The following is a 20,915-nucleotide window of genomic DNA, read 5'->3' as shown; positions in this document are numbered from 1 at the left end:
CGGTCATTTGACAGACGCCGGCCATCCGGCAAAGCTGCACCGAGCTTGAACGTAGACCTGACGGTAAATGCACCTGGACCACGGAAGTCGTAATGCCCAAGCATAAAAATAAAGCGCTACAACCTGACCCTGATTCGTCTCAATCTTCACTTTCTCGTTACCTGTTTCCGATTTCCATTGGCGTGCTGCTGGCTGCCGTGGCGGGGATCGGCTGGTTTCTGTTCAGCCCTGCGCCCGTTACCGCGCCGCTCACGGTGCCCCCGATCAGTGCGCCGGCGCCCGCGCCTGCCGCGCCCAAGCCGCAAGCGGTCGCACTGAAACCGGCGAGCATGGTCGACGAGCAACAATGCCAAGGCTGCCACACCGAGCAAGTCAAAGACTGGCAAGGCTCGCACCACCAGTTGGCGATGCAACCGGCGAACGCCGAGACCATGCTCGGTGACTTCAATAACGTCACCGTCAAGGCTGAAAAAGAGACCACGAAGTTCACACGCAAGGGCGACGAGTTCTGGGTCAATACGCCGGGCATCGACGGCAAGAACGCCGATTTCAAAGTGGCCTACACCTTCGGCATCGCGCCGCTGCAGCAGTACCTGATCGAGGTTGGCGAAGGCCGTTTGCAGGCGCTTGGCGTGGCCTGGGATACCCAGAAAAACCGCTGGTTTCATCTCTATCCCGGCCAAGGCGTGAACTTCAAGAATCCGCTGCATTGGAGCAAGCCGAGCCAGAACGCCAACTTCATGTGCGTCGAGTGCCACACCACCGGTTTTAAGCGCAACTTCGATGCGGCCAGCAATACCTTTGACAGTCAGTGGAACAGCCTTGGCGTCGGTTGTCAGGCCTGCCATGGCCCGGCCTCCAATCACCTGGAATGGACGCAGAAAAAGGGCGACCTGATCCATCAAGGTTTCGACGTCGACCTCAAGGACAAGAACGCCACGGTCGAGATCGAAACCTGCGCCCGTTGCCATGCGCGTCGTGCGCCGCTGGGCGATGGCTACACCGTCGGCAAACGCCTGATGGACGATTACCTGCCGAGCACCCTCACCCGCGAGCTGTATGCGCTGGACGGCAAGATCAAGGACGAGGTGTTCGAACACGGCTCATTCCTGCAAAGCAAAATGTTCGACAAAGGTGTGCGTTGCAGCAATTGCCACAACCCGCACAGCAACGAACTGAAAGCGCCGGGCAACGCGGTGTGCCTGCAATGCCACAACACTGCCGGCAAAACCTCGGTTGAAGGGGTCGACGGCAAAGGCCTGCAAGCGAAGAATTACGACTCCATCGAACACACGCGCCACACCATGGGCCAGCCGGGTTCGCAGTGCGTGGATTGCCACATGCCCGGCAAGTTCTACATGGGCAACGACTTCCGTCATGACCACAGCTTCAGCATTCCCAACCCGGAACGCGCGCAGAAGCTCGGCACGCCGGACGCGTGTCTGACCTGCCATCAAGGTAAGGCTGGCGACAAAGTCACCGCGCAGTTCAAGCTGTGGAGCGCTTCCACCGCGCCGCAAGCACCGCGTTATGACGAAAGCCTGTGGCTGATCCGCAATGGCCAGCCCGGCGCCGCCGACGCGCTGTTTACGCAACTGCAACGCAGCAACCTGCCGGCAATCCAGCGCGCCACCCTGCTGGCGGAATTGCCGCTGTATCCAAGCGAACAGGCTTTGAAACTGGCCACGCAGGATCTGAAAAATCCTGAGTCGCAAGTGCGTGAAAGCGCAGCGCGGGCAATCAGTGCGTTTCTGCCTCCGCCTGAACGTGCGCCATTGTTGTCGCCACTGTTGGGCGATCCGGTGAAAGCGGTACGCATTGTGGTCGCGCGCGATTTGCTCAGCGTCGCTCGCAGCAGCGGTCTCGGTTCGGCGCAAGCCAACTGGGAAGCCGCGATTGGCGAGTACGAGGCGGTGCAGAAGAGTCTGCTGGAACGCGCCGAAGCGAACCTCAATCTGGCCATGCTCTATCAGGCCAGTGGGCGCAGTTCGGAAGTTGAAGCGTTGCTGCGAGATGCGCTCAAACGTGATCCGGACTTCTACCCGGCGCTCGTGACACTGGTGCAATGGCTGGAGGCCAGCGGCCGCAGTCAGGAAGCGCAGACGCTGCTCGACGACAGCATCAAGGAACACCCGGACGCGGCGCTGTTACAGCACACTCGGGGCTTGTCATTGATCCGCGCCGGCAAGACGACTGAAGCGATGGTTGCGCTGCACAAAGCTGCGCAACTGGAACCGCAGAACGCCCAGTACGGTTATGTACTGGCGGTGGCGTTGCACGAGGGCGGCAAGGTTGATGAGGCTTGCGCGATTCTTGAAGGCTTGCTGAAGGTACAACCGGCGAATCGTAATGCGCGGCTGTCGCTGATCCAGTACTACCTCGACAGTGGCCAGGAGCCCAAGGCGCAGGTGTTGTTGCAGGGGTGGAAGAAGATGAATATGGGGGATCCGGCGTTGAAATAATCCGGGACTGACCCTGAGACCCTTCGCGAGCAAGCCCGCTCCCACACTTGAAATGCATTCAAACTGTGGGAGCGGGCTTGCTCGCGAAGACGGCATCACAGCCAACAAAAGTCAGGAACAATTCACCAGGAAGACGTCTCCCCGCTCCTCAACGCCATCTCCCGCCGACTATTCGCCCGCATCGCCTTGATCAGCGATACCGTGCCCACTAACAAAATCGCCGCGCCAAACACAAAGTCGATGTTGTACAACTGAAAGTCCTGCACCGGTCCGAGCAGCATCACCCGCACCACAGCAATCCCCACCAGCGTGGCCAGAAAATCGATCCCCGGTTCGTCGCGATAGAACACCAGCATCAGCGGCAGGCACAGCACCAGCAACATCAACAACCCCACGACTTTGAACGAGTCTTTACGCTCAACGCTAAAGGCACATTCGTGCGCCCCGTAAGCTTTGTAATCCTCGTCGCGGATCAGCGAGTTTTTCTCGTTGATGTAGTCGACGCGGTTGTACTTCTGGATTGGCGTGAAGGTGTTGGACATTTCCATCAGCGTGGTGACGTTCCTGAAACGCAGGTCGATGCGCTCGCTGCCCTTGAGGTAATAGAGCACCGGTTTGTAGCCGTAGCGATAGGTGTCGAACGGGAACGCGGCGACCTGGCCCTGAACGCCGATCGGCCGTGGTTCCAGTTCGGCGTAAGCGCTTTTGTTGGAGGATGCCAGGTTGCGACTGAGCGGCTGAACCTTGACTTGTTCAAGGAAGATCGGCGTCGCGCCGAAGGTCCACTGCAGCGGTTCCAGGCGCAGGCGCAGTTCATTGCGACCGAGATCGTAGCGATTGAACGTGCGCTCGGACACCACCAATGAGCCGCCGACCATGAACTCGCCGCGCAGGTTATTGGTGACGCGCAAGGTCAGTTGATCCTTGCCCAGCAACGCTGCTTGCGTAGACGGTGGCGTGCCGCACCACGCGGTACTTTCGCCAACACCGCCGAGCTGGCCGTTGCGGTTTTCCTTGAACACATAGAAGTAACTGGCCCACAGCGTCAGCATCAACAGCACCGCTGTGAGACCCAAAATATTTTTGCCCACACTCACAAACCCGACTCCCTTCATCGATTCCATCGCCCAGCCGAATCCCGCTGGCGGGCGGGACTTTAACAAAATGCCATCATCGACCCAAGGAAATATCCCCGATGGCAGAGGCCCGTAAGGGTTTCCCCCACATCCAATGGCCGCAATACTTCTGCTGCCACACTGGCCCATTGTGGCGAGGGGATTTATCCCCGATGGGTTGCGAAGCAGCCCCAAAACCTGCCGACCCGGTACATCAGACACACCGCATGCAACGGGCTTGCGACTGCTGCGCAGCCGAGCGGGGATAAATCCCCTCGCCACAACGGAGTTCTCCTGACAGTGTCGGTGCAGCGGGAAACAGACCCGTCGAAGGTACGAAAAACCATATCAGACCGCGTCAGATAGCCGCAGGCAAAGCCAAAATCTGATCCGCACAAATCAACAATTCCTGAGCCTGTTTTGTTTTCCACGGTGTTCCTACAGTGCAGCCCATGCCAGACCGGTTGGCCTGGCAAGACTTTGCAACCGTGGATGAACTGACCATGAGCACAGCAACAATCGGACAGGCTTATAACTACAAGGTCGTCCGCCAATTCGTCATTGCGACCATTTTCTGGGGTGTCGTGGGGATGGCGATGGGGGTATGGATCGCCTCTCAATTGGTATGGCCGGACATGAATCTGGACTTGCCGTGGACCACCTTCGGCCGCTTGCGACCGTTGCACACCAGCCTGGTGATTTTCGGCTTCGCCGGCAGCGCGCAATTCGCCGCCAGTTACTACGCAGTACAGCGCACCTGTCAGGTGCGGCTGTACTCGGACACCCTCGCCGCCTTCACTTTCTGGGGCTGGCAATCGGTGATCGTGATCATGCTGATCACCCTGCCGCTGGGCTACACCACCACCAAGGAATACGCCGAAATAGAATTTTCCGGCGCGGTGTGGATGGCCGTGGTCTGGATTGCCTACGCCGTGGTGTTCTTCACCACCGTGGTGCAGCGCAAAACCAAGCACATCTACGTCGGCAACTGGTTCTTCGGCGCGTTCATTCTGGTGATTGCGATGCTGCACGTTGTCAATCACCTGTCGATTCCGGTCGACTGGTTCAAGTCGTATCCGGTGTATTCCGGGGCCACCGACGCGATGGTGCAGTGGTGGTACGGGCACAACGCGGTGGGTTTTTTCCTCACCACCGGTTTCCTCGGGATGATGTATTACTTCGTGCCGAAACAGGTCAATCGGCCGGTGTATTCGTATCGGTTGTCGATCGTGCACTTCTGGGCGTTGATCACCTTGTACATCTGGGCCGGCCCGCACCACTTGCACTACACCGCGCTGCCGGACTGGGCGCAGTCATTGGGCATGGCCATGTCGCTGATCCTGCTCGCGCCGAGCTGGGGCGGGATGATCAACGGCATGATGACGCTCTCCGGCGCCTGGCATAAATTGCGCACCGACCCGATTCTGCGCTTTCTCGTGCTGTCGCTAGCGTTCTACGGCATGTCGACGTTCGAAGGGCCGATGATGGCGATCAAAACCGTCAACGCCCTCTCCCACTACACCGACTGGACCATCGGCCACGTTCACGCCGGGGCTTTGGGTTGGGTGGCGATGATCACTTTCGGCGCGACCTACCACATGGTGCCGAAAGTCTTCGGCCGCGAGCAGATGTACAGCACGCCGCTGATCAACCTGCACTTCTGGCTGGCGACGATTGGCACGGTGTTGTACATCGCCTCGATGTGGGTCAACGGCATCACTCAGGGTTTGATGTGGCGGGCGATCAACGAGGACGGCACGCTGACGTACTCGTTTGTCGAAGCACTGCAGGCCAGTCACCCGGGGTTCATCGTGCGTTTTGCCGGCGGGGTGTTCTTTCTTAGCGGGATGTTGCTGATGGCTTACAACGTCTGGCGCACGGTGCGCGTGGCTGATGTGGCATTGGCTCAGCGTGAAGCGCAGATTGCCTGAGCCTGGGAGGCCGTCATGATCGAGGTGTTTTTTGATGGGCTGGCCGTGGTGTTTTTGTGGCTGGCGGTGGAGTACTGCTTGCGACGGGAGACGGCGGAGAGTCTGGATGAGGCGAGTATGGTGCCGTTTGCTGATGATCCCGAGGTGGCGCGGCGGGTTGAGCTGGCTACCGGGAAAAGCGTGAAAGCGGTGGCGCCGGAGGTGGTGAAATCGGGCTGGGGTAATCTGGAGATTTGAGGTGGGTCTGGGGTTGCCCTCACCCTAGCCCTCTCCCGGAGGGAGAGGGAACTGACCGGGTTGGATATTCGAGATACATCGACCTGAAAGTCCTGAGTCGAACTTGCAATTGAACACAACAAAGATCGGCTCCCTTTCCCCCTCGCCCCCTTGGGGGAGAGGGCTGGGGTGAGGGGGTATGCCCTTGATCTTAGCCGCGTTCGCGGGGGATAAGGCTCTGCAATTGCAACGCCAAAAAATTCGCATCGAACACAAACGTGTCCGGATCTTTCAAACCATTGGTCTTGCGCCACTGCCACTCGCCGCCCGGCAGCCCCACCAACGAAATACTGCCGTAACGCGCCGCCGTCAGCCCCATCACCGCCAGCGAAATCTGCCCGGCGCTGCCCATCACATCGGGCACAAACTCCACCGGTTTGCCGGCAATCACGATGCTCAGCTTCTCGGTCTTGAACGTCGAGGTCTCGACCGGCGTACTCGGGCCGAACGCAACGTACGCCTCACGGCTCACTTCCAGCAGATTCGGCGCCTGCACCGGCTCCAGCCATCGCTGAATATCGCCGAACAGCCCTTCGATGCGGCTCGCCCAGACCTGCGACTGCGTTTCGAACAGTTGCTTTTTGTGCGCTTCGCTTTCGGCGTAATGACGAAGCATCTCGCCCAGTTGCTGTACGTCGCTCATTGCTGTGTGCCTCGGAAAGGATCCTGCGATGTTCGATAGTGGCAGATCGAAGCCCCGGTGTACGGTAAATCGCCTGCGGTTTTGCAACACACCGTGACACTTGCGTGAAAGATCAGCGGTACAGTCAATTGCTGCTGGCATCAGGCCTTGAAGAAAAGGACACTCGGGGAAAACACAAATCATTGATCGAGGAATTTCAATGCGCACCATCGGCCTGATCGGCGGTATGAGCTGGGAGTCCAGCGCCGAATATTATCGACTCATCAACCAACAGGTTCGCGACCGGCTCGGGCCACTGCGTTCGGCGCAAATATTGATGTACAGCGTCGACTTTGGCCCGGTCGAACAAGCCCAGCACGCCGGGCGCTGGGACGATGCGGCGGCGATTCTGGTGGACGCAGCGCGCAGGCTCGAAGCCGGCGGCGCTGATTGCGTGGTGCTGTGTACCAACACCATGCACAAGGTCGCCGAGCAGATTCAGGCAGCGATCAGCATTCCATTTCTGCACATTGCCGAGCCCGCCGCGCAGGCTGCGATCGCAATCGACGCACGCACCGTGGGCCTGCTCGGCACGGCGTTCACCATGGAACAGGATTTCCTCAAGCAGCGCCTGATCGCTCAGGGCTTGAAGGTTCTGGTGCCGGACGAAGCCGAACGCAAGGACGTGCACCGGATCATCTACGACGAACTGTGTGTCGGCGTGATCAGCGAAGCCTCGCGGCAGACCTACCAAAAAGTCATTGAATCCCTGACCGCACGCGGCGCTCAGGCAATCATCCTCGGCTGCACCGAAATCGGCATGTTGATCAAACCCGAACACAGCGCCCTGCCCCTGCTCGACACCACCGAACTGCATGCACAGTCGGCGGTGGCGTTCGCGTTGGGCGATTGAGTCAGGTTTTAGTGCTGCGTCGCAGACGGGCCATGCTCAGGGTGTCGACCCATTGCCCGTCACGCACCGCGTAATCGCGGAACAGCCCTTCATCCTCGAACCCGAACTTGCGGTAGAGGCTGATCGCCGCTTCGTTGTCGGCATATACCGAAAGCTCGACGCGGTGCAGGTTCATCCAGTTGTCGGCGACGTCCAATGCCGCCGTCAACAATTTCGACCCGACACCCTTGCCCTGCCACGCCACCGCAACGGCCATGCCGAAACTGCCGGCATGCGCCCGGCGAATCCGTGAAAACGCTTCCAGCCCGAGATTGCCGATCACCACACCTTCATGCAGCGCCACCAGCTTCACCGCCCGATCGTTTTCCGCCTGCAACCGCTGCCGCCAGACTTCGGTGGATTGAAACGGCATCTGCAACACCTGCCGCGCCACGGCCGGGTCGTTGTAGAGCGCAGTGACGCCCTCGATGTGGGCTTCGCTGGAGCGTACGATATGGATGTCGTCGGGCATGGCAGATCCGTCCGTGATCTCTATGTGGCCGTCCACTCTAAACCAGCATCTGTCTGTTTAGCGAGATTCAAAATGTGGGAGCGGGCTTGCTCGCGAAGGCGTCGGCACATTCAAAACCTGTAGCGCCTGATCCACCGCTTTCGCGAGCAAGCCCGCTCCCACAGGGGATGTGTGTCAGGTCAGGGCGACTTCTTCTTCGGCGACGGCCGCTGTTGCGGTTGTGGTCGAGGCTTGCGCGGTCTGGCTGAAATCGCGCAGATAGACGATGAATTCCTGCAACAGGCGATCCCACAATTCGAGGTTGCCGCGCAGGTGATCGTTGCTGACCCCGGCGCCGACCACCACGTCCATTTCCATCACCAGAAATTCGCCCTGCAACGACAACCGCGCAAAACGCCGAGTCGCGTTCCAGCGTTCCGCGACGCCGGCCGGCAGCTCACCTTGCACGCGCAATGCGCAACTGAACGTGAAGTCAACGTAACTGCCCTGCTCCGCCGCCGGATTGCCGAAACGCACAGCGTAGCCGATGCCTTGGCTGGCGCTGAGTAGCTGGACGATGCCGTTCTGTTCGGTCTGGTTGACGCGATAACCGGCGGCTTGCAGCACGTCGGTCAAGGATTGCGGGGACACCTGGGTGATCAATTGAGTCATTGGATCTTCCTTGTTCTTCAGATTGAGACGCCATGCTTGTGCTGATTCGGTCATGGCGTTTTCAAGCGTAGACCGTTCTGCGGTTTCGGCACGCAATGTCAAACAAACACAAAAACTGTAGGAGCAGAGCTTGCTCGCGAAAGCGGTACATGAGCGTGGATTTACTTGGCTGAAAGGACGCCTTCGCGAGCAAGCTCTGCTCCTACAAGGGGTTTGGGTGATTTTGGATCAGATGTAGACCGGCCAGGTGTCGACGATTTTGCCGCCGCGCACCGCCAGCAGGTCGCCAAATTGCAGCAGCACGGCTTCAGTCTGGGTCGGGCGCAGGAAGACTTGATCTTCGATATTCAGGCCGACAGCGATGGAGCCGTTGACCATTTCCTGATTCGAGCTGCGCCCGTATACCGTGTTGCTCTGCAAACCCTGCGGCGATTCGAATTCGGCCATCCAGTTGCCGCCGTAGATGAAAAAGGTCTCGCGCTGGTTGGCATCCCACCAAGAAAACAGCCGCGACTTGTCGTCCAGCGCCGGGATGTTCACCGCGCCGGTGCTTTTCAACACCGGCGTGGCGATATAGGTCGCAGGTACATGCTCGGTCAGCGACGGCAAATCGTAATGCGTCGGCTTGAGCATCGCCGTGCCCACCGACACTTCCGTGCTCAGCTTCTCGTTTTCATGCATGCGATAGCTCGGGCTGCCGGCGGTGTTCAGGCACAGTCCGTCGTGCCACAAACCGGGAAACTGCTGTCGAGTGAAATCAACGCAGCGCTGATAAATCACCATGACCTTGGCGAACAATTCCTCGGGCGAACCGAGTATCCCCGGCACGCCCATGCCCACGAACGGGTCGTAGCCCATAAACCCGGCAAACTGCAGATGCTGCGGGTTGGCCCTGATCAGGGTGAGCATTTGCCCCAGCACATTCACATCACTGACCCCGCCACGATGCAGGCCGACATCCAGCTCGATGTTGATGCGCATCCGCGTGCCCAAGCCCTGCGCGAGTTGCAGGTATTGCTGCAATCGTTCGGGGCCGTCGAGCAACCATTGCAACTGTTTCGACGGATCAAATGGGCCTTTGTGGGTTTGGTAAAACAACTCGGCTGAACGTACCGGCAACGGCTTGCCGAGCAAAATATCCGACTGCGGAAACGTCACCGCATCGTGATTTAAAAACGGCTGATGAAACGACATCAAACGCTGTGTCCCTGCGCGTTGCGCGATGTAGCTCAGCAACCCCGGCGACGGCAGTGATTTCTCGACCAGCCGCAAATGTTTGCCGCCGCGCTTCACCGACTGCATGACCACGTCGATGTTGTGATCGAGTCGATCCAGATCGATCAGCAGCACCGGCCGCATCGGGCCTTTATCTTTCAACTCGCGATTGAGCGCACGAAAATAATCGCTGTACGGCCCGCCGCGATCGCCCGGCCGCAACCACGCGCCAACCCCGACCAACAAGGCGCCGACGCCCAATGTACCGAGCAGGAAGTTACGTCGATTAACCGCCATCAGCTCACCCCCAGAATCGATGACAAATGCGCGTTCAAGAATCGTCCACTCGGATCCAGCGCCTGGCGCACGTCGACAAATTCGCGCCAGCGCGGGTACAGCGGTTGCAGGTTCTTCGCGTTGAGCGTGTGCAATTTGCCCCAGTGCGGGCGGCCGTTGTACTTCCAGAAAATCGGCTCGACCGCCGCAAAAAAGTTGTGATGATCCATCTGGTAATGCTGGTGCACCGAGATCGAACAGCTGTCGCGGCCCTCGAACATGCTCAGCGGAATGTCGTCGGCTTTGACGTAACGGTACTCGATGGGAAACCAGGTGCGCAGATCCTTGTCCTGAATCAGCTTGAGAATCTCGCGTAGACAGGCCGGGCCGTGTTCGGCGGGCACCGAGTATTCCATCTCGTTGAAGCGCACGGTGCGCACGTTGGCGTAGATGTCAAACGAGTCGCCGATGCGATCATCGAAACTCGCCAAATGGCGCAGGCTGTTGAGCATGGTGCGGCGCAGGTCGGGGAAGTCGCTGCCATATTTGTCGATCTTCTCGATCAGGGTGACGAACTCGTTGCCGCCCTCTTCTTCCGGCGGGATGGGCGGCGTGGCCGGCTCATCGGTTTCGTTGAGGGCGATGGACAAGGCGTAGTCGGAGTGGGTGACGACGAGCATTTCCCAGTGCTGGTTTTCGCTGGTGTTCTTGTCGATGTCCTCCAGCAGCTCTTCGGTTTTAGCGATCCATTGACGCTCGCGCAGGCGATAAGCCGGGCGGTTTTGCAGACGAATTTTGGTCGCCACGCCGAGGGCGCCGAGGGAGACCCGCGCAGCATTGAATACCTCAGAATCGTGCTGACTGTCGCAGTCGAGCACCTCGCCATTGGCGGTCACCAGTTGCATGCCGCAAACGTGGGCTGAGTAGGACTGGAAGTTTTTGCCGGTGCCGTGGGTCGAGGTGGAGATCGCGCCGGCGAGGGTCTGGTAGTCGATGTCGGCCATGTTTTGCAGGGCCTGGCCGATGTCTTTCAACGGTACGCCCATGCGCGACATTGGTGTGCCGGCGGCGAATTCCGCCTGCAAGGTTTTTGCATCGTGATCGAGCAGGCCGTTGAAGTAGCTCAGCGACAGCAGCGTACCGTCGGTGGGCACCAGAGCGCTGAAGGAATGTGCCGAACCGACCGGGCGGATCTTGCCTTGGGCCTGTTTGATCACACTTGTCAGTTCGTCGAGATTCTTCGGCGCAAGGCGCGCCGCCGGCAGGCAACTCTGCCCGCCCGACCAGTTGCGCCACGGAATCAGCCGTGGCGCGCGCATCAATTGGCCCAGAGCCGGATTGCTCGCCAACGCGCTGAACGCGCCGATGATGCTAGCCCGTTGCAATAACTGGCGCCGTGTCAGATCCATCGTCATGCCGGGCACCTTATTGTGGGAGTGGCTGATCGGCCATGAAGCCGATCAATTGCAGAAATTGTTCTTCGCTGCACTCGACGCACTGCCCCATCGGCGGCATGCCGTTGTAGCCGTTGATGGCGTGGTCGAGCAGCGTGTCGGCGCCTTGCTGGATGCGCGGCTCCCAGGCTTTGCGGTCGCCGGTGAGTGGCGCGTTGGCGGCGGGATTGGCGTGGCAGAGCTGGCAACTGTTGGCGTAGATCTGCGCCAGTGCCGGGTCTTTGGGCATGGCGTTGCTGGCGGTGGTGGCCGGAGGTTTGGGGTCTTCGCCGCAGCCAAACAGCGCCACGGATAGAGTCAGCAGTAATGTGATGGGAATTGCCCGCATGACGATCCTCAAGGGTGGCATCGCTTATTGTTGTGATCACACCTTAAGGCAGGCGCGCCAGCGGGTTGAGGGCATTGCCGGACAACGAGGGGGACTTCAGGGGCCAGTAGAAAATTCTCAAAACACCACAAATCCATTGTGGGAGGGGGCTTGCTCCCGAAGTCGGCCGATCATTCAACAATGATGTCGCCTGACACCACGCCTTCGCGAGCAAGCCCGCTCCCACACTGGATCGCATAGGCCTGAAAGATCAAAAGATCGCAGCCTTCGGCAGCTCCTACAGGGGGGGCTGTGTGGTCACCCCTTCTGTTCTGGGGGTTTGGGTGACATTCGGGTGACATTTGCGGGTTTAAATTTCGCGGCATTCAGGCGTATAACCGTTACAGACTTTCAAATGGCACGCGGGGTAGCGACATGAGCACAGCAAACATCGTTGGCAATCTGTTCCCTTCTGTCAGCGACATCCCGGAAAAATATCGCCTCGACGGTCAGGTCGAGCAACGTGAATATCTGGTCGACGGCCAGTTGCGCCGCTGGGACGGCCCGCTCGCCACGGTGCGCAGCCCGGTGTATCTGCACGGTGACAATGGCGACGAGCAAGTCATCCTCGGCAGCACGCCGTTGCTTGATGCCGACACCGCCCTCACCGCCCTCGACGCCGCCGTGCGTGCCTACGACCGCGGCCAGGGCCTGTGGCCGACCATGCGCGTGGCCGAACGCATTCAGCACGTCGAAGCCTTCCTCGGCCGCATGCGCCAACAGCGCGATGCCGTGGTGAAATTGCTGATGTGGGAGATCGGCAAGAACCTCAAGGACTCGGAAAAAGAGTTCGACCGCACCTGCGATTACATCGTCGACACCATCAACGCGCTCAAGGAACTCGACCGCCGCTCCAGCCGTTTCGAGCTGGAACAGGACACCCTCGGCCAGATCCGCCGCGTACCACTCGGCGTCGCGCTGTGCATGGGCCCTTACAACTATCCGCTGAACGAGACCTTCACCACACTGATCCCGGCGCTGATCATGGGCAACACCGTGGTGTTCAAACCGGCCAAGCTCGGCGTCCTGCTGATCCGCCCTCTGCTTGAAGCCTTCCGCGACAGCTTCCCGACCGGCGTGATCAACGTGATCTACGGCAGTGGCCGCGAAACGGTCAGCGCGCTGATGGCCAGCGGCAAGATCGATATTTTCGCCTTCATCGGCACCAACAAAGCCGCCAGCGACCTGAAAAAACTGCACCCAAAACCACACCGCTTGCGCGCCGCTCTGGGTCTGGACGCGAAGAACCCGGGCATCGTCTTGCCGGAGGTCGATCTGGACAATGCCGTCAGCGAAGCCGTCACCGGCTCCCTGTCGTTCAACGGCCAACGCTGCACCGCACTGAAAATCCTCTTCGTCCATGAAGACGTGGTCGACAGCTTTATCGAAAAATTCAACGCCAAACTGGCCACGCTAAAACCGGGTATGCCGTGGGACAGCGGTGTGTCGCTGACGCCGTTGCCGGAGGCAGGCAAAGTCGATTATCTGCACGGTCTGGTGGCCGACGCGCAGAGCAAAGGCGCGCAAGTGGTCAACCCCAATGGCGGCGAATCCCGTGAATCGTTCTTCTACCCGGCGGTGCTGTACCCGGTGAACCCGCAGATGCGCGTTTATCAGGAAGAGCAGTTCGGCCCGGTGGTGCCGATCGTGCCGTACCGTCACCTCGATACGGTGATCGATTACGTGCTGGAGTCGGATTTCGGCCAGCAGTTGAGCATCTTCGGCACCAACCCGGTGGCGGTCGGCCGACTGGTCGACACTTTTGCCAATCAGGTCGGGCGGATCAACCTCAACGCGCAATGTCAGCGTGGCCCGGACACTTATCCGTTCAACGGGCGCAAAAACTCCGCTGAAGGGACGTTGTCGGTGCACGACGCCTTGCGGGTGTTTTCGATCCGCACGCTGGTGGCGACCAAGTTCCAGGACAGCAACAAGGATCTGATCAGCGAAATCATTCGTGGCCGCGATTCGAGTTTCCTGACCACGGACTACATCTTCTAAGCGGATTGGGAAGTCATCAGCTTCTCGTCTAAATCCACAAAGCCCCCGGCATTTCAGTGTCTACACTGATTCCAGCGCTGCACTGGATGCCGGGAGCTGGACATGCTTGATTACGTCGCGTTGGGTCTGTTGGTGTTTGTCGGTCTCGTGCTGTTCTACGGGATCATCGTGCTGCATGACATTCCGTACGAAATTGCCGTTCACCGTAACCACCCGCATCAGGATGCGATCCATGCCACCGGCTGGGTCAGCCTGTTCACCCTGCACGCGTTGTGGCCGTTTCTGTGGATCTGGGCGATGGCGTATCGCGAGGATCGCGGTTGGGGTTTCGGCGACGGCAAACCGGTGCAGAACCATGTGCTGCGGCTGGAACAGCAAGTCATAGAGCTGCAAGGTCGCATTGAGCGACTTGAGGCGCAGTCACCGCGCTCTGATAAAGAGGGGAACTGAGCATGGATCTGCTGCTCATCCTCACGTACGCCGCATTCTGTGTCGCGCTGTTCAAGATCTTCCGCATCCCGCTGAATAAATGGACGGTGCCCACCGCCGTTCTGGGCGGAATCCTGATCATCGGTGCGCTGATTTTCACCATGAACTACAACCACCCCTACTCCGAGGTGGCGCGTTCCTACTTCGTTTCTGTGCCAGTGATTCCCATCGTCAGCGGCCAGGTGATCGAAGTACCGGTGCACGGCAACGAGCCGCTGGAAAAAGGCGATGTGCTGTTTCGCATTGATCCGACGCCGTTTGAAAACCGAGTGAAATCGCTGAAGGCGCAACTGGTCGCGGCCAAGGGCGATCGTTATCGCATCACCGAATTGATCCGCCGTAACTTCGGCACTCAGCGCGAACTGGATGCCGCCATCTCACGCACCGATGACCTGCAGGCGCAACTCGACAACGCCCAGTTCGAGCTGGACAACACCACCGTTCGCGCGCCGAGCAAAGGTTTCGTCACCCACGTTTCGTTGCGTCCGGGGATGATGGCGAGCAAGTTGCCGCTGCGCCCGTCCATGGTGTTTATTCCCGAAGAAGGCCAGTATTTTGCTGCGTGGTTGCGTCAGAACAGCCTGCTGCGTCTGACCGTCGGTGACGAGGCAGAAGTCGCCTTCGACGGCATTCCCGGCAAGGTCTTCGAAGGTCGGGTGAAAAGCGTCATCGGCGTGATTGCCGAAGGACAGATTCAACCGTCCGGCACGTTGATCGGCTACACCGGTTCACCGCCGGCCGGGCGAGTGCCGGTGATCATTGAGATCACCGATCCGGACTACGCCCAGTACGCCAAACAGATGCCCGGCGGCGCTTACGGTCAGGCCGCGCTGTACAGTCAGCACTTTCATCACATCGGCGCGATGCGCAAAATTCTCCTGCGCATGGCGGCCTGGATGAATTACATTTTCCCTTTCCATTGATCTGAAAAACACTGACGAGAGGTTCGCACTGAGTACTCACAGCACCCATCGACTGCCACCGCTATTGCGCCGAATCCTGCGACCGTTGCTCGATCCATACCGGCGCTACCGCCACGCCCGACTGATCCACGCCGTGCGTGTTGCCCTCGGGTTGCTGGCGACGATTCTGCTGACCACCGGCATCAATCTGCCCCACGGCGAGTGGGCTTCGGTGACCATGCTGGTGGTAATTGGCGGCTTGCAACACCACGGCAACATCGGCAAAAAAGCCGCCGAACGCGCCACCGGCACGTTGATCGGCGCCGCCGTAGGCTTGGTTCTCGTGGCGCAACAGGCGTGGCTCGGCATGCCGTGGCTGACGTACTTTGCGATGGCGGTGGTCTGCGGATTCTTCTCCTATCACGCCATCGGCAAGGGGGGTTACACCGCCCTGCTCTCGGCGATCACGGTGTTTATCGTCGCCGGGCATGGTGACAACCCGATCACCGATGGTTTGTGGCGCGGCGTCGATATTCTGATCGGCATTGCCCTCGCCCTGGCCTTTTCCTTCGCGTTGCCGCTGTACGCCGTGTACTCGTGGCGCTACAACCTCGCCGATGCGCTGCGCGATTGCGCCACGGTGTATGGACGGATCATCAGCGGCCAACCGGTCAGCGCCGATGAACATCTGAAACTGATGGGCCGTTTGGGCGCGGTGATGGTGCAACTGCGCTCGCTGATGCCGTCGGTGTCCAAAGAAGTGAAGATTTCCATGACCGAACTGGATTCGATCCAGCGCAACCTGCGCATGTGCATCAGCACCCTGGAAATCCTCGGCAACACCCGCCCGGACGCTAACGACCCCGAGGCCATGGCGCATCTGCAATCAGCGCTGAAGGCTGAACACCGGCAGATTCGGGTGCAATTGATCGGCATGGCGCGGGCGTTGAAAACCGGCGCAAGCCAACGTCTCGATCGACCTGTGGAGTTGCCGGACGCCGGCCTGGACGAACCGGTTTACAGCGCGCTGGACGGTTATCGCTTATTGACCCGACAGCTCGCCGCGAACATCGGCGACATGCGTCAGCGGCTGGCGAAAACCGCGCCGCGCTGGAACATCTGACGCGCGGCGAATTTTCCCATGTAACAACGCAGACATGATCACTACAATGCGCCATCGCAAAGTACGTGAATGGATGCGCACATGCAGTTCAGGGAAAACATCAATGCTTTGAGGGCACTCGCCGTTTTGTCGGTGGTGCTCTTTCACTTCAACGTCCTCGGTTTCGATGGCGGCTTTGCCGGGGTCGACGTGTTTTTCGTGATCTCCGGTTTCCTCATGACCGGGATCATCTTCAGCGGTCTGCAACAACAAAAGTTTTCCCTGCTCGGCTTCTACGCCTCCAGAGCCCGGCGGATTATTCCGGCGCTGGCGACGCTGTGCGTGGCGCTGTTGATTTTCGGCTACGTGTATCTGCCGCTGGATGATTTCCGCGAATCGATCCGCACGATCAAAAGCAGTCTGCTGTTCAGCTCGAACTTCTTGTTCGCTAAAGACGGCAATTACTTCGACGCACCGCTGCACGAGAACTGGCTGCTGCACACCTGGTCGCTCTCCGTCGAATGGCAGTTCTACATGCTCTACCCCGTGTTGGTCATGGGGCTGTACAAATTCTTCGGTTCGCAAAAGACCCGCTATGCGCTGCTCGCACTGGCGGTGATTTCATTCGCCGCATCGGTAGTGGTGACCGAGAAAAATCCGACCTTTGCCTTCTATATGCTGCCCACCCGCGCGTGGGAAATGATTGCCGGCGGACTGGTCTTTCTGTTTCCGCTGCGGCTCAGCCAGCGTAACGGCCTGCTCAGCGAAGGCCTCGGTTTGATCGCGATTTTGATCAGCGTTCTGGGCTTTTCCGAAAACGATCTATGGCCAGGTTATCTGGCGCTGCTGCCGGTGCTCGGGACGATGCTGGTGATTTACGGCAACACGCATTCGCTGTTCAGCCGCAACAAGGCGCTGCAATTTACCGGAAGCATTTCCTACTCCGTTTACCTCTGGCACTGGCCGCTGGTGGTGCTGCTGTATCTGTGCGGTTTGCTCAGCAGTTGGCCGCATGTGCTGGGCGGCATTGTTCTGTCGTTCGTGCTCGGTGCGCTGTCCTTCCGATACGTGGAATCGAAAACCCGCAAGATCACCACGGCGCCGCGCACGCTGTTCAAGTTTGCCGCGCTGACGGTGGCGGTCATTGCCGTGGCGTCGGTGACTTCGTCGCTAGTGAAGAAGTATCCCGCTGCGCGGTTTGCATTCGTCGACCTCGGACAACCGCAATACACCAGCAAACTCTATCCAAAAGAGTGCTATCCCAACGCCTACGACGCGGCGGACTGCAAGCTGGGCACCGGGGACGTTTCAGTGATTTTGTTCGGCGACAGTCATGCCGAATCGACCGCCGCTGCGGTGCAGATGAACAATCCGCACGCCGCGCTATCGTGGTCACGCGGTGGCTGTCCTCAATTGCAGAACTTCGAAATGCACGACAAGGATCTTCAAGCCAAGTGCCAAGCCTTCAACCATGAAAAGCTGCAGATCTTGAAGGATTCATACAAGGGCGTTCCGGTGGTGCTGTTCAGTCGGGCCGCGCTGTACTCCGATCCCGGCCGGGGCAACAGCTATCGCATTCACTTCCCTGACAGCCCCAAAGGTGAATCGGCCTTCATCGACGAATACGTGGCCGAGTACAGCAAAACTGTGTGTGAGATCGCGCAAAACCATCCGGTGTATATCGTCCGGCCGATCCCGGAAATGCCCTTCAGCGTATATAAAGGCCTGAACCTCAATCAGCGGATTTTCCAGCAGACCGCCGATATCTCAGTGCCTTTGGTCGACTATCAAAAACGCAACAGGATCGCCAATTTCACCATCGAAGCCGCTGCCAAACAGTGCAACGCGACGGTGATCGATCCAACACCATCGCTGTGCCCCGATGGCAGTTGCATGGGTTCGCTAAACGGCGAGCCGCTGTACTTTGATGACAATCATCTGGTCGATGCCGGCAATCAGCTGTTGAAAGGCGCGTTCAAAGATTTAATCAAAGCCATTTAAGGGCGTGCAGCGACACCGGCTCTGGACTTGAAGCCCCATCTCTGTTGCATGCCCGCTGCCGCCAGCAGAATCGCCGCCACGCCGAGCCATTGCAGCGGTTGCAGTCGATGACCGAAGGCGAACCAATCGACGAAAATCGCCGCAATCGGATAGATGAACGACAGCGCACCGGTCAGTGCGGTCGGCAGTTTCTGGATCGCGCCGTAGAGCAGCACGTACATCAGACCGGTGTGGACGATGCCCAGCGTGATCAGACTGGCCCACGCACTCGGCGCTTGCGGCAGCGCGGAGAAATGCGCGAATGGTGCGAGCAACAGTACGCCGGTGCAGACCTGGATCAGCGCGATCAAGTGCGGCGGTGTGCCGGTCAAACGCTTGATGATCAGCGCGGCTATCGCATAGAGAAACGCCGCGCCCAATGCCAGGGCAATGCCCATCAGATAATCGTTTCCGCTCGCGCCCTGCGTACCGTGGGCGCTGACAATCGCCAGCATCCCCATAAATGAAATCGCCAGCCAGAACAGTTTCTGCAGGGTGATTTTTTCGCCGAGAAACAGCGCCGCCAACCCCACCAACATGAACGGCTGCACGTTGTACACCGCCGTGCCGATGGCAATCGAGGCTCGCGAATATGAGGCGAACAACAGCAGCCAGTTGCCAACAATCGCCACACCGCTGAGCACCGCCAGCAAGAATGTGGTGCGGGTGAGGATGCCCGGGCGCAGAAAGCCGAACGCAGCGCAAATCAGCAACAAGGTGCCAGCGCCGAACACGCAGCGCCAGAACACCACGTCCAGCACCGGTTGCCCGGAGACCAACACGAACCAGCCGATGGTTCCGGATATCAGCATGGCGGCGGTCATTTCAAATGAGCCGCGGCGGGTTGTTGTGTCCATCGTTTATCTCCTGTCTTTGTGACAAAAGTATGCCAAGCGGACAGCGGCTCTCTCCAGAGCAAAAGACAGGCTAAACTGCGAATCTGCCTTTTTTATCGCGGGTGATTTTCTGAAATCGCCTAATCCGGGAGGAGCTACATGACTGACGATATCGACCAGATTCTGATTAGCGCATTGATGGAAGACTCGCGCCGCTCGCTCAAGGCATTGGCGCAGATCAGCGGATTGTCGTCACCCAGCGTGGCCGAGCGCTTGAAGCGTCTGGAAGAACGCGGCGTACTCAAGGGTTACACCGTCGAGATCGATCCGAAATGTTTCGGCTATCAACTGCAAGCCATCGTCCGCGTGCGCCCCTTGCCGGGGCAGTTGCAGGAAGTCGAGCGGCAGATCATGTCGATCCCCGAATTCACCGAATGCGACAAGGTGACGGGCGAAGACTGCTTTATCGCCCGCCTGCATGTGCGCTCGATGGAACAACTGGACACCCTCCTCGACCGGCTGAATACGCTGGCAGAAACCAACACCGCGATCGTCAAGAAAACCCCGGTCAAGCGCCGTCTGCCACCGATGGCGTGAGTGCTTTTTCAGCACGTTCGGCGTAGATTGAGTTTTTTCCGGCGAAGGATTGGCGGTCATGAAAACTCAGGTCATGTTGATTGCAGCGGTGCTGCTCAGTGGTTGCGGGACGGTGCAAACGGTCGTGCGCAGTGATCAAGCCGCGGCCAAGAGCCTCAAGGACGAAAAAACCTACTGCGGCGCCGTGCCCCGAATCTACAGCGGCGTGACCTACGACTTCTGCCTGATGCACGCGGAAGTGAAGGACGGTGTCGACACCTTCGACTACAACAATGCCAACCCCGGCGTGCTGATCGATGCAGCGGCGTCCGGCGTCCTCGATACGCTGTTGCTGCCTTACACCATCTATAAACAGCACACAGACGGCAGCATCATTATCAATTGATACCGTAAGCTTTCCTGCAGACAACAAAAAACCCGCCGAGGCGGGTTTTTCGTTTTCTAACGACAGCGATCAGTCGTCGCGGCTCATGATGCCGAAGATCTGCAACAAGCTGATGAACAGGTTGTAGATCGATACATACAGGCTGATGGTCGCCATGATGTAGTTGCGCTCGCCGCCATGGATGATGGCGCTGGTCTGGAACAGAATGCAGACCGACGAGAACAGCACGAAACCTGCGCTGATCGCCAGTTGCAGGCCGCTGATCTGGAAGAAGAAGCTAGCCAGCGTTGCGCCCAGCAGGACAAAGAAACCAGCGGTGATGAAGCCACCGAGGAAGCTCATGTCCTTACGAGTGATCAACACGTAAGCCGACAGACCACCGAATACCAGTGCAGTCATGGCGAATGCCGAGCTGACCACTTCAGCGCCGCCCTGCATGCCCAGGTAACGGTTGAGGATCGGGCCGAGCAGGAAACCCATGAAACCGGTCAAGGCAAACGCCGACACCAGGCCCCACGCGGAGTCGCGGAGTTTGTTAGTGAGGAAGAACAGCCCGTAGAAGCCGATCAGCACCACGAAAATGTTCGGGTAGCCAACGCGCATCTGCTGCGCAACGAAAGCCATCACGCCGCTGAATGCGAGGGTCAGAGCCAGTAGGCCGTAAGTGTTGCGCAGGACGCGGCTAACCTCTAGCTGCTCAGCCTGCACGCCGTTATTAACTGCGTAATCCTGTTCGCGCATGGCGACACTCCTGTTGGTTTGAAACGTTC

Annotated in this window: 20 protein-coding genes; 11 read left to right on the top strand and 9 right to left on the bottom strand. The window is 59.0% G+C overall.

Annotated features, from left to right (window positions below; all coding sequences use genetic code 11):
- Positions 1-92: 92 nt before the first annotated feature.
- Positions 93-2,462: a tetratricopeptide repeat protein gene (locus tag ACIP1X_RS04945; RefSeq protein WP_400749865.1), complete on the top strand. Its 2,370-nt coding sequence runs from the start codon at positions 93-95 to the stop codon at positions 2,460-2,462.
- A gap of 122 nt (positions 2,463-2,584) precedes the next feature.
- Here the strand turns inward: ACIP1X_RS04945 and ACIP1X_RS04940 are convergent, their stop codons facing one another.
- The gene (locus tag ACIP1X_RS04940) at positions 2,585-3,559 is read right to left on the bottom strand and encodes a hypothetical protein (protein WP_400749863.1); all 975 of its coding nucleotides are present in this window, start codon (positions 3,557-3,559) and stop codon (positions 2,585-2,587) included.
- Between the two features lie 521 nt (positions 3,560-4,080).
- Here ACIP1X_RS04940 and ccoN point away from each other — a divergent pair.
- Together ccoN and ACIP1X_RS04930 are read left to right on the top strand one after the other, a co-directional pair.
- Complete coding sequence (gene ccoN, locus ACIP1X_RS04935; protein ID WP_400749860.1) at positions 4,081-5,508, top strand: cytochrome-c oxidase, cbb3-type subunit I; 1,428 nt, start codon at positions 4,081-4,083, stop codon at positions 5,506-5,508.
- Positions 5,509-5,523: 15 nt separating this feature from the next.
- Positions 5,524-5,745, top strand: a complete 222-nt coding sequence (locus ACIP1X_RS04930; RefSeq protein WP_400749858.1) for a cbb3-type cytochrome c oxidase subunit 3 — start codon at positions 5,524-5,526, stop codon at positions 5,743-5,745.
- A 190-nt stretch (positions 5,746-5,935) separates the two neighbouring features.
- Here the strand turns inward: ACIP1X_RS04930 and ACIP1X_RS04925 are convergent, their stop codons facing one another.
- Entirely contained in the window at positions 5,936-6,427 is a 492-nt protein-coding gene (locus ACIP1X_RS04925) for a hypothetical protein (protein ID WP_053120651.1), read from the bottom strand.
- Between the two features lie 199 nt (positions 6,428-6,626).
- On the opposite strand from ACIP1X_RS04925, the gene ACIP1X_RS04920 reads away from it, so the two are divergent.
- The gene (locus ACIP1X_RS04920) at positions 6,627-7,319 is read left to right on the top strand and encodes an aspartate/glutamate racemase family protein (RefSeq protein ID WP_400749855.1); all 693 of its coding nucleotides are present in this window, start codon (positions 6,627-6,629) and stop codon (positions 7,317-7,319) included.
- 1 nt (position 7,320) lies between these two features.
- Here ACIP1X_RS04920 and ACIP1X_RS04915 read toward each other — a convergent pair whose 3' ends face one another.
- From ACIP1X_RS04915 to ACIP1X_RS04895, 5 genes are all read right to left on the bottom strand, one after another.
- Positions 7,321-7,830, bottom strand: a complete 510-nt coding sequence (locus tag ACIP1X_RS04915; protein WP_400749852.1) for a GNAT family N-acetyltransferase — start codon at positions 7,828-7,830, stop codon at positions 7,321-7,323.
- A 174-nt stretch (positions 7,831-8,004) separates the two neighbouring features.
- On the bottom strand, positions 8,005-8,481 hold the full coding sequence (locus tag ACIP1X_RS04910; RefSeq protein WP_053120939.1) for a YbjN domain-containing protein: 477 nt from the start codon (positions 8,479-8,481) through the stop codon (positions 8,005-8,007).
- Between the two features lie 228 nt (positions 8,482-8,709).
- Positions 8,710-9,918 (bottom strand): DSD1 family PLP-dependent enzyme, encoded by a 1,209-nt coding sequence (locus ACIP1X_RS04905; protein ID WP_400749929.1) that lies wholly within the window; start codon positions 9,916-9,918, stop codon positions 8,710-8,712.
- A 74-nt stretch (positions 9,919-9,992) separates the two neighbouring features.
- Positions 9,993-11,321, bottom strand: a complete 1,329-nt coding sequence (locus ACIP1X_RS04900; protein WP_400749927.1) for a D-arabinono-1,4-lactone oxidase — start codon at positions 11,319-11,321, stop codon at positions 9,993-9,995.
- Between the two features lie 76 nt (positions 11,322-11,397).
- Positions 11,398-11,754, bottom strand: coding sequence for a c-type cytochrome (locus tag ACIP1X_RS04895; protein ID WP_400749850.1), 357 nt, complete (start codon positions 11,752-11,754; stop codon positions 11,398-11,400).
- Between the two features lie 414 nt (positions 11,755-12,168).
- Here ACIP1X_RS04895 and ACIP1X_RS04890 point away from each other — a divergent pair, with 414 nt between their 5' ends.
- The 5 genes from ACIP1X_RS04890 (at position 12,169) to ACIP1X_RS04870 (ending at position 18,288) form a co-directional block, all read left to right on the top strand.
- Positions 12,169-13,794: an NADP-dependent glyceraldehyde-3-phosphate dehydrogenase gene (locus tag ACIP1X_RS04890; RefSeq protein ID WP_400749847.1), complete on the top strand. Its 1,626-nt coding sequence runs from the start codon at positions 12,169-12,171 to the stop codon at positions 13,792-13,794.
- A 102-nt stretch (positions 13,795-13,896) separates the two neighbouring features.
- On the top strand, positions 13,897-14,244 hold the full coding sequence (locus ACIP1X_RS04885; protein ID WP_053120668.1) for a DUF3302 domain-containing protein: 348 nt from the start codon (positions 13,897-13,899) through the stop codon (positions 14,242-14,244).
- A 2-nt stretch (positions 14,245-14,246) separates the two neighbouring features.
- Positions 14,247-15,206, top strand: a complete 960-nt coding sequence (locus ACIP1X_RS04880) for an HlyD family secretion protein (RefSeq protein WP_400749844.1) — start codon at positions 14,247-14,249, stop codon at positions 15,204-15,206.
- Between the two features lie 52 nt (positions 15,207-15,258).
- Positions 15,259-16,308 carry an FUSC family protein gene (locus ACIP1X_RS04875; RefSeq protein ID WP_400749926.1) on the top strand — a complete coding sequence of 350 codons (1,050 nt, stop codon included), beginning with the start codon at positions 15,259-15,261 and terminating at the stop codon, positions 16,306-16,308.
- 81 nt (positions 16,309-16,389) lie between these two features.
- Entirely contained in the window at positions 16,390-18,288 is a 1,899-nt protein-coding gene (locus tag ACIP1X_RS04870) for an acyltransferase family protein (RefSeq protein WP_400749842.1), read from the top strand.
- Here ACIP1X_RS04870 and ACIP1X_RS04865 read toward each other — a convergent pair.
- Positions 18,285-19,184, bottom strand: a complete 900-nt coding sequence (locus ACIP1X_RS04865; protein WP_400749839.1) for a DMT family transporter — start codon at positions 19,182-19,184, stop codon at positions 18,285-18,287. The two genes, ACIP1X_RS04870 and ACIP1X_RS04865, sit on opposite strands and share 4 nt — an antisense overlap.
- 138 nt (positions 19,185-19,322) lie before the next feature.
- On the opposite strand from ACIP1X_RS04865, the gene ACIP1X_RS04860 reads away from it, so the two are divergent.
- Positions 19,323-19,760, top strand: coding sequence for an Lrp/AsnC family transcriptional regulator (locus ACIP1X_RS04860; RefSeq protein ID WP_053120674.1), 438 nt, complete (start codon positions 19,323-19,325; stop codon positions 19,758-19,760).
- A 58-nt stretch (positions 19,761-19,818) separates the two neighbouring features.
- On the top strand, positions 19,819-20,145 hold the full coding sequence (locus ACIP1X_RS04855) for a YceK/YidQ family lipoprotein (RefSeq protein ID WP_282355024.1): 327 nt from the start codon (positions 19,819-19,821) through the stop codon (positions 20,143-20,145).
- A 69-nt stretch (positions 20,146-20,214) separates the two neighbouring features.
- Here the strand turns inward: ACIP1X_RS04855 and ACIP1X_RS04850 are convergent, their stop codons facing one another.
- Complete coding sequence (locus ACIP1X_RS04850; RefSeq protein WP_053120677.1) at positions 20,215-20,886, bottom strand: Bax inhibitor-1/YccA family protein; 672 nt, start codon at positions 20,884-20,886, stop codon at positions 20,215-20,217.
- Between the last annotated feature and the right edge of the window lie 29 nt (positions 20,887-20,915).

Origin of the sequence: Pseudomonas sp. NPDC088885 (assembly GCF_044750025.1) — a bacterium.
GTDB classification, from domain to species: domain Bacteria; phylum Pseudomonadota; class Gammaproteobacteria; order Pseudomonadales; family Pseudomonadaceae; genus Aquipseudomonas; species Aquipseudomonas rustica.
Note: the sequence above shows the minus strand (reverse complement) of the source record. Positions and strands in the feature narration are given on the sequence as shown.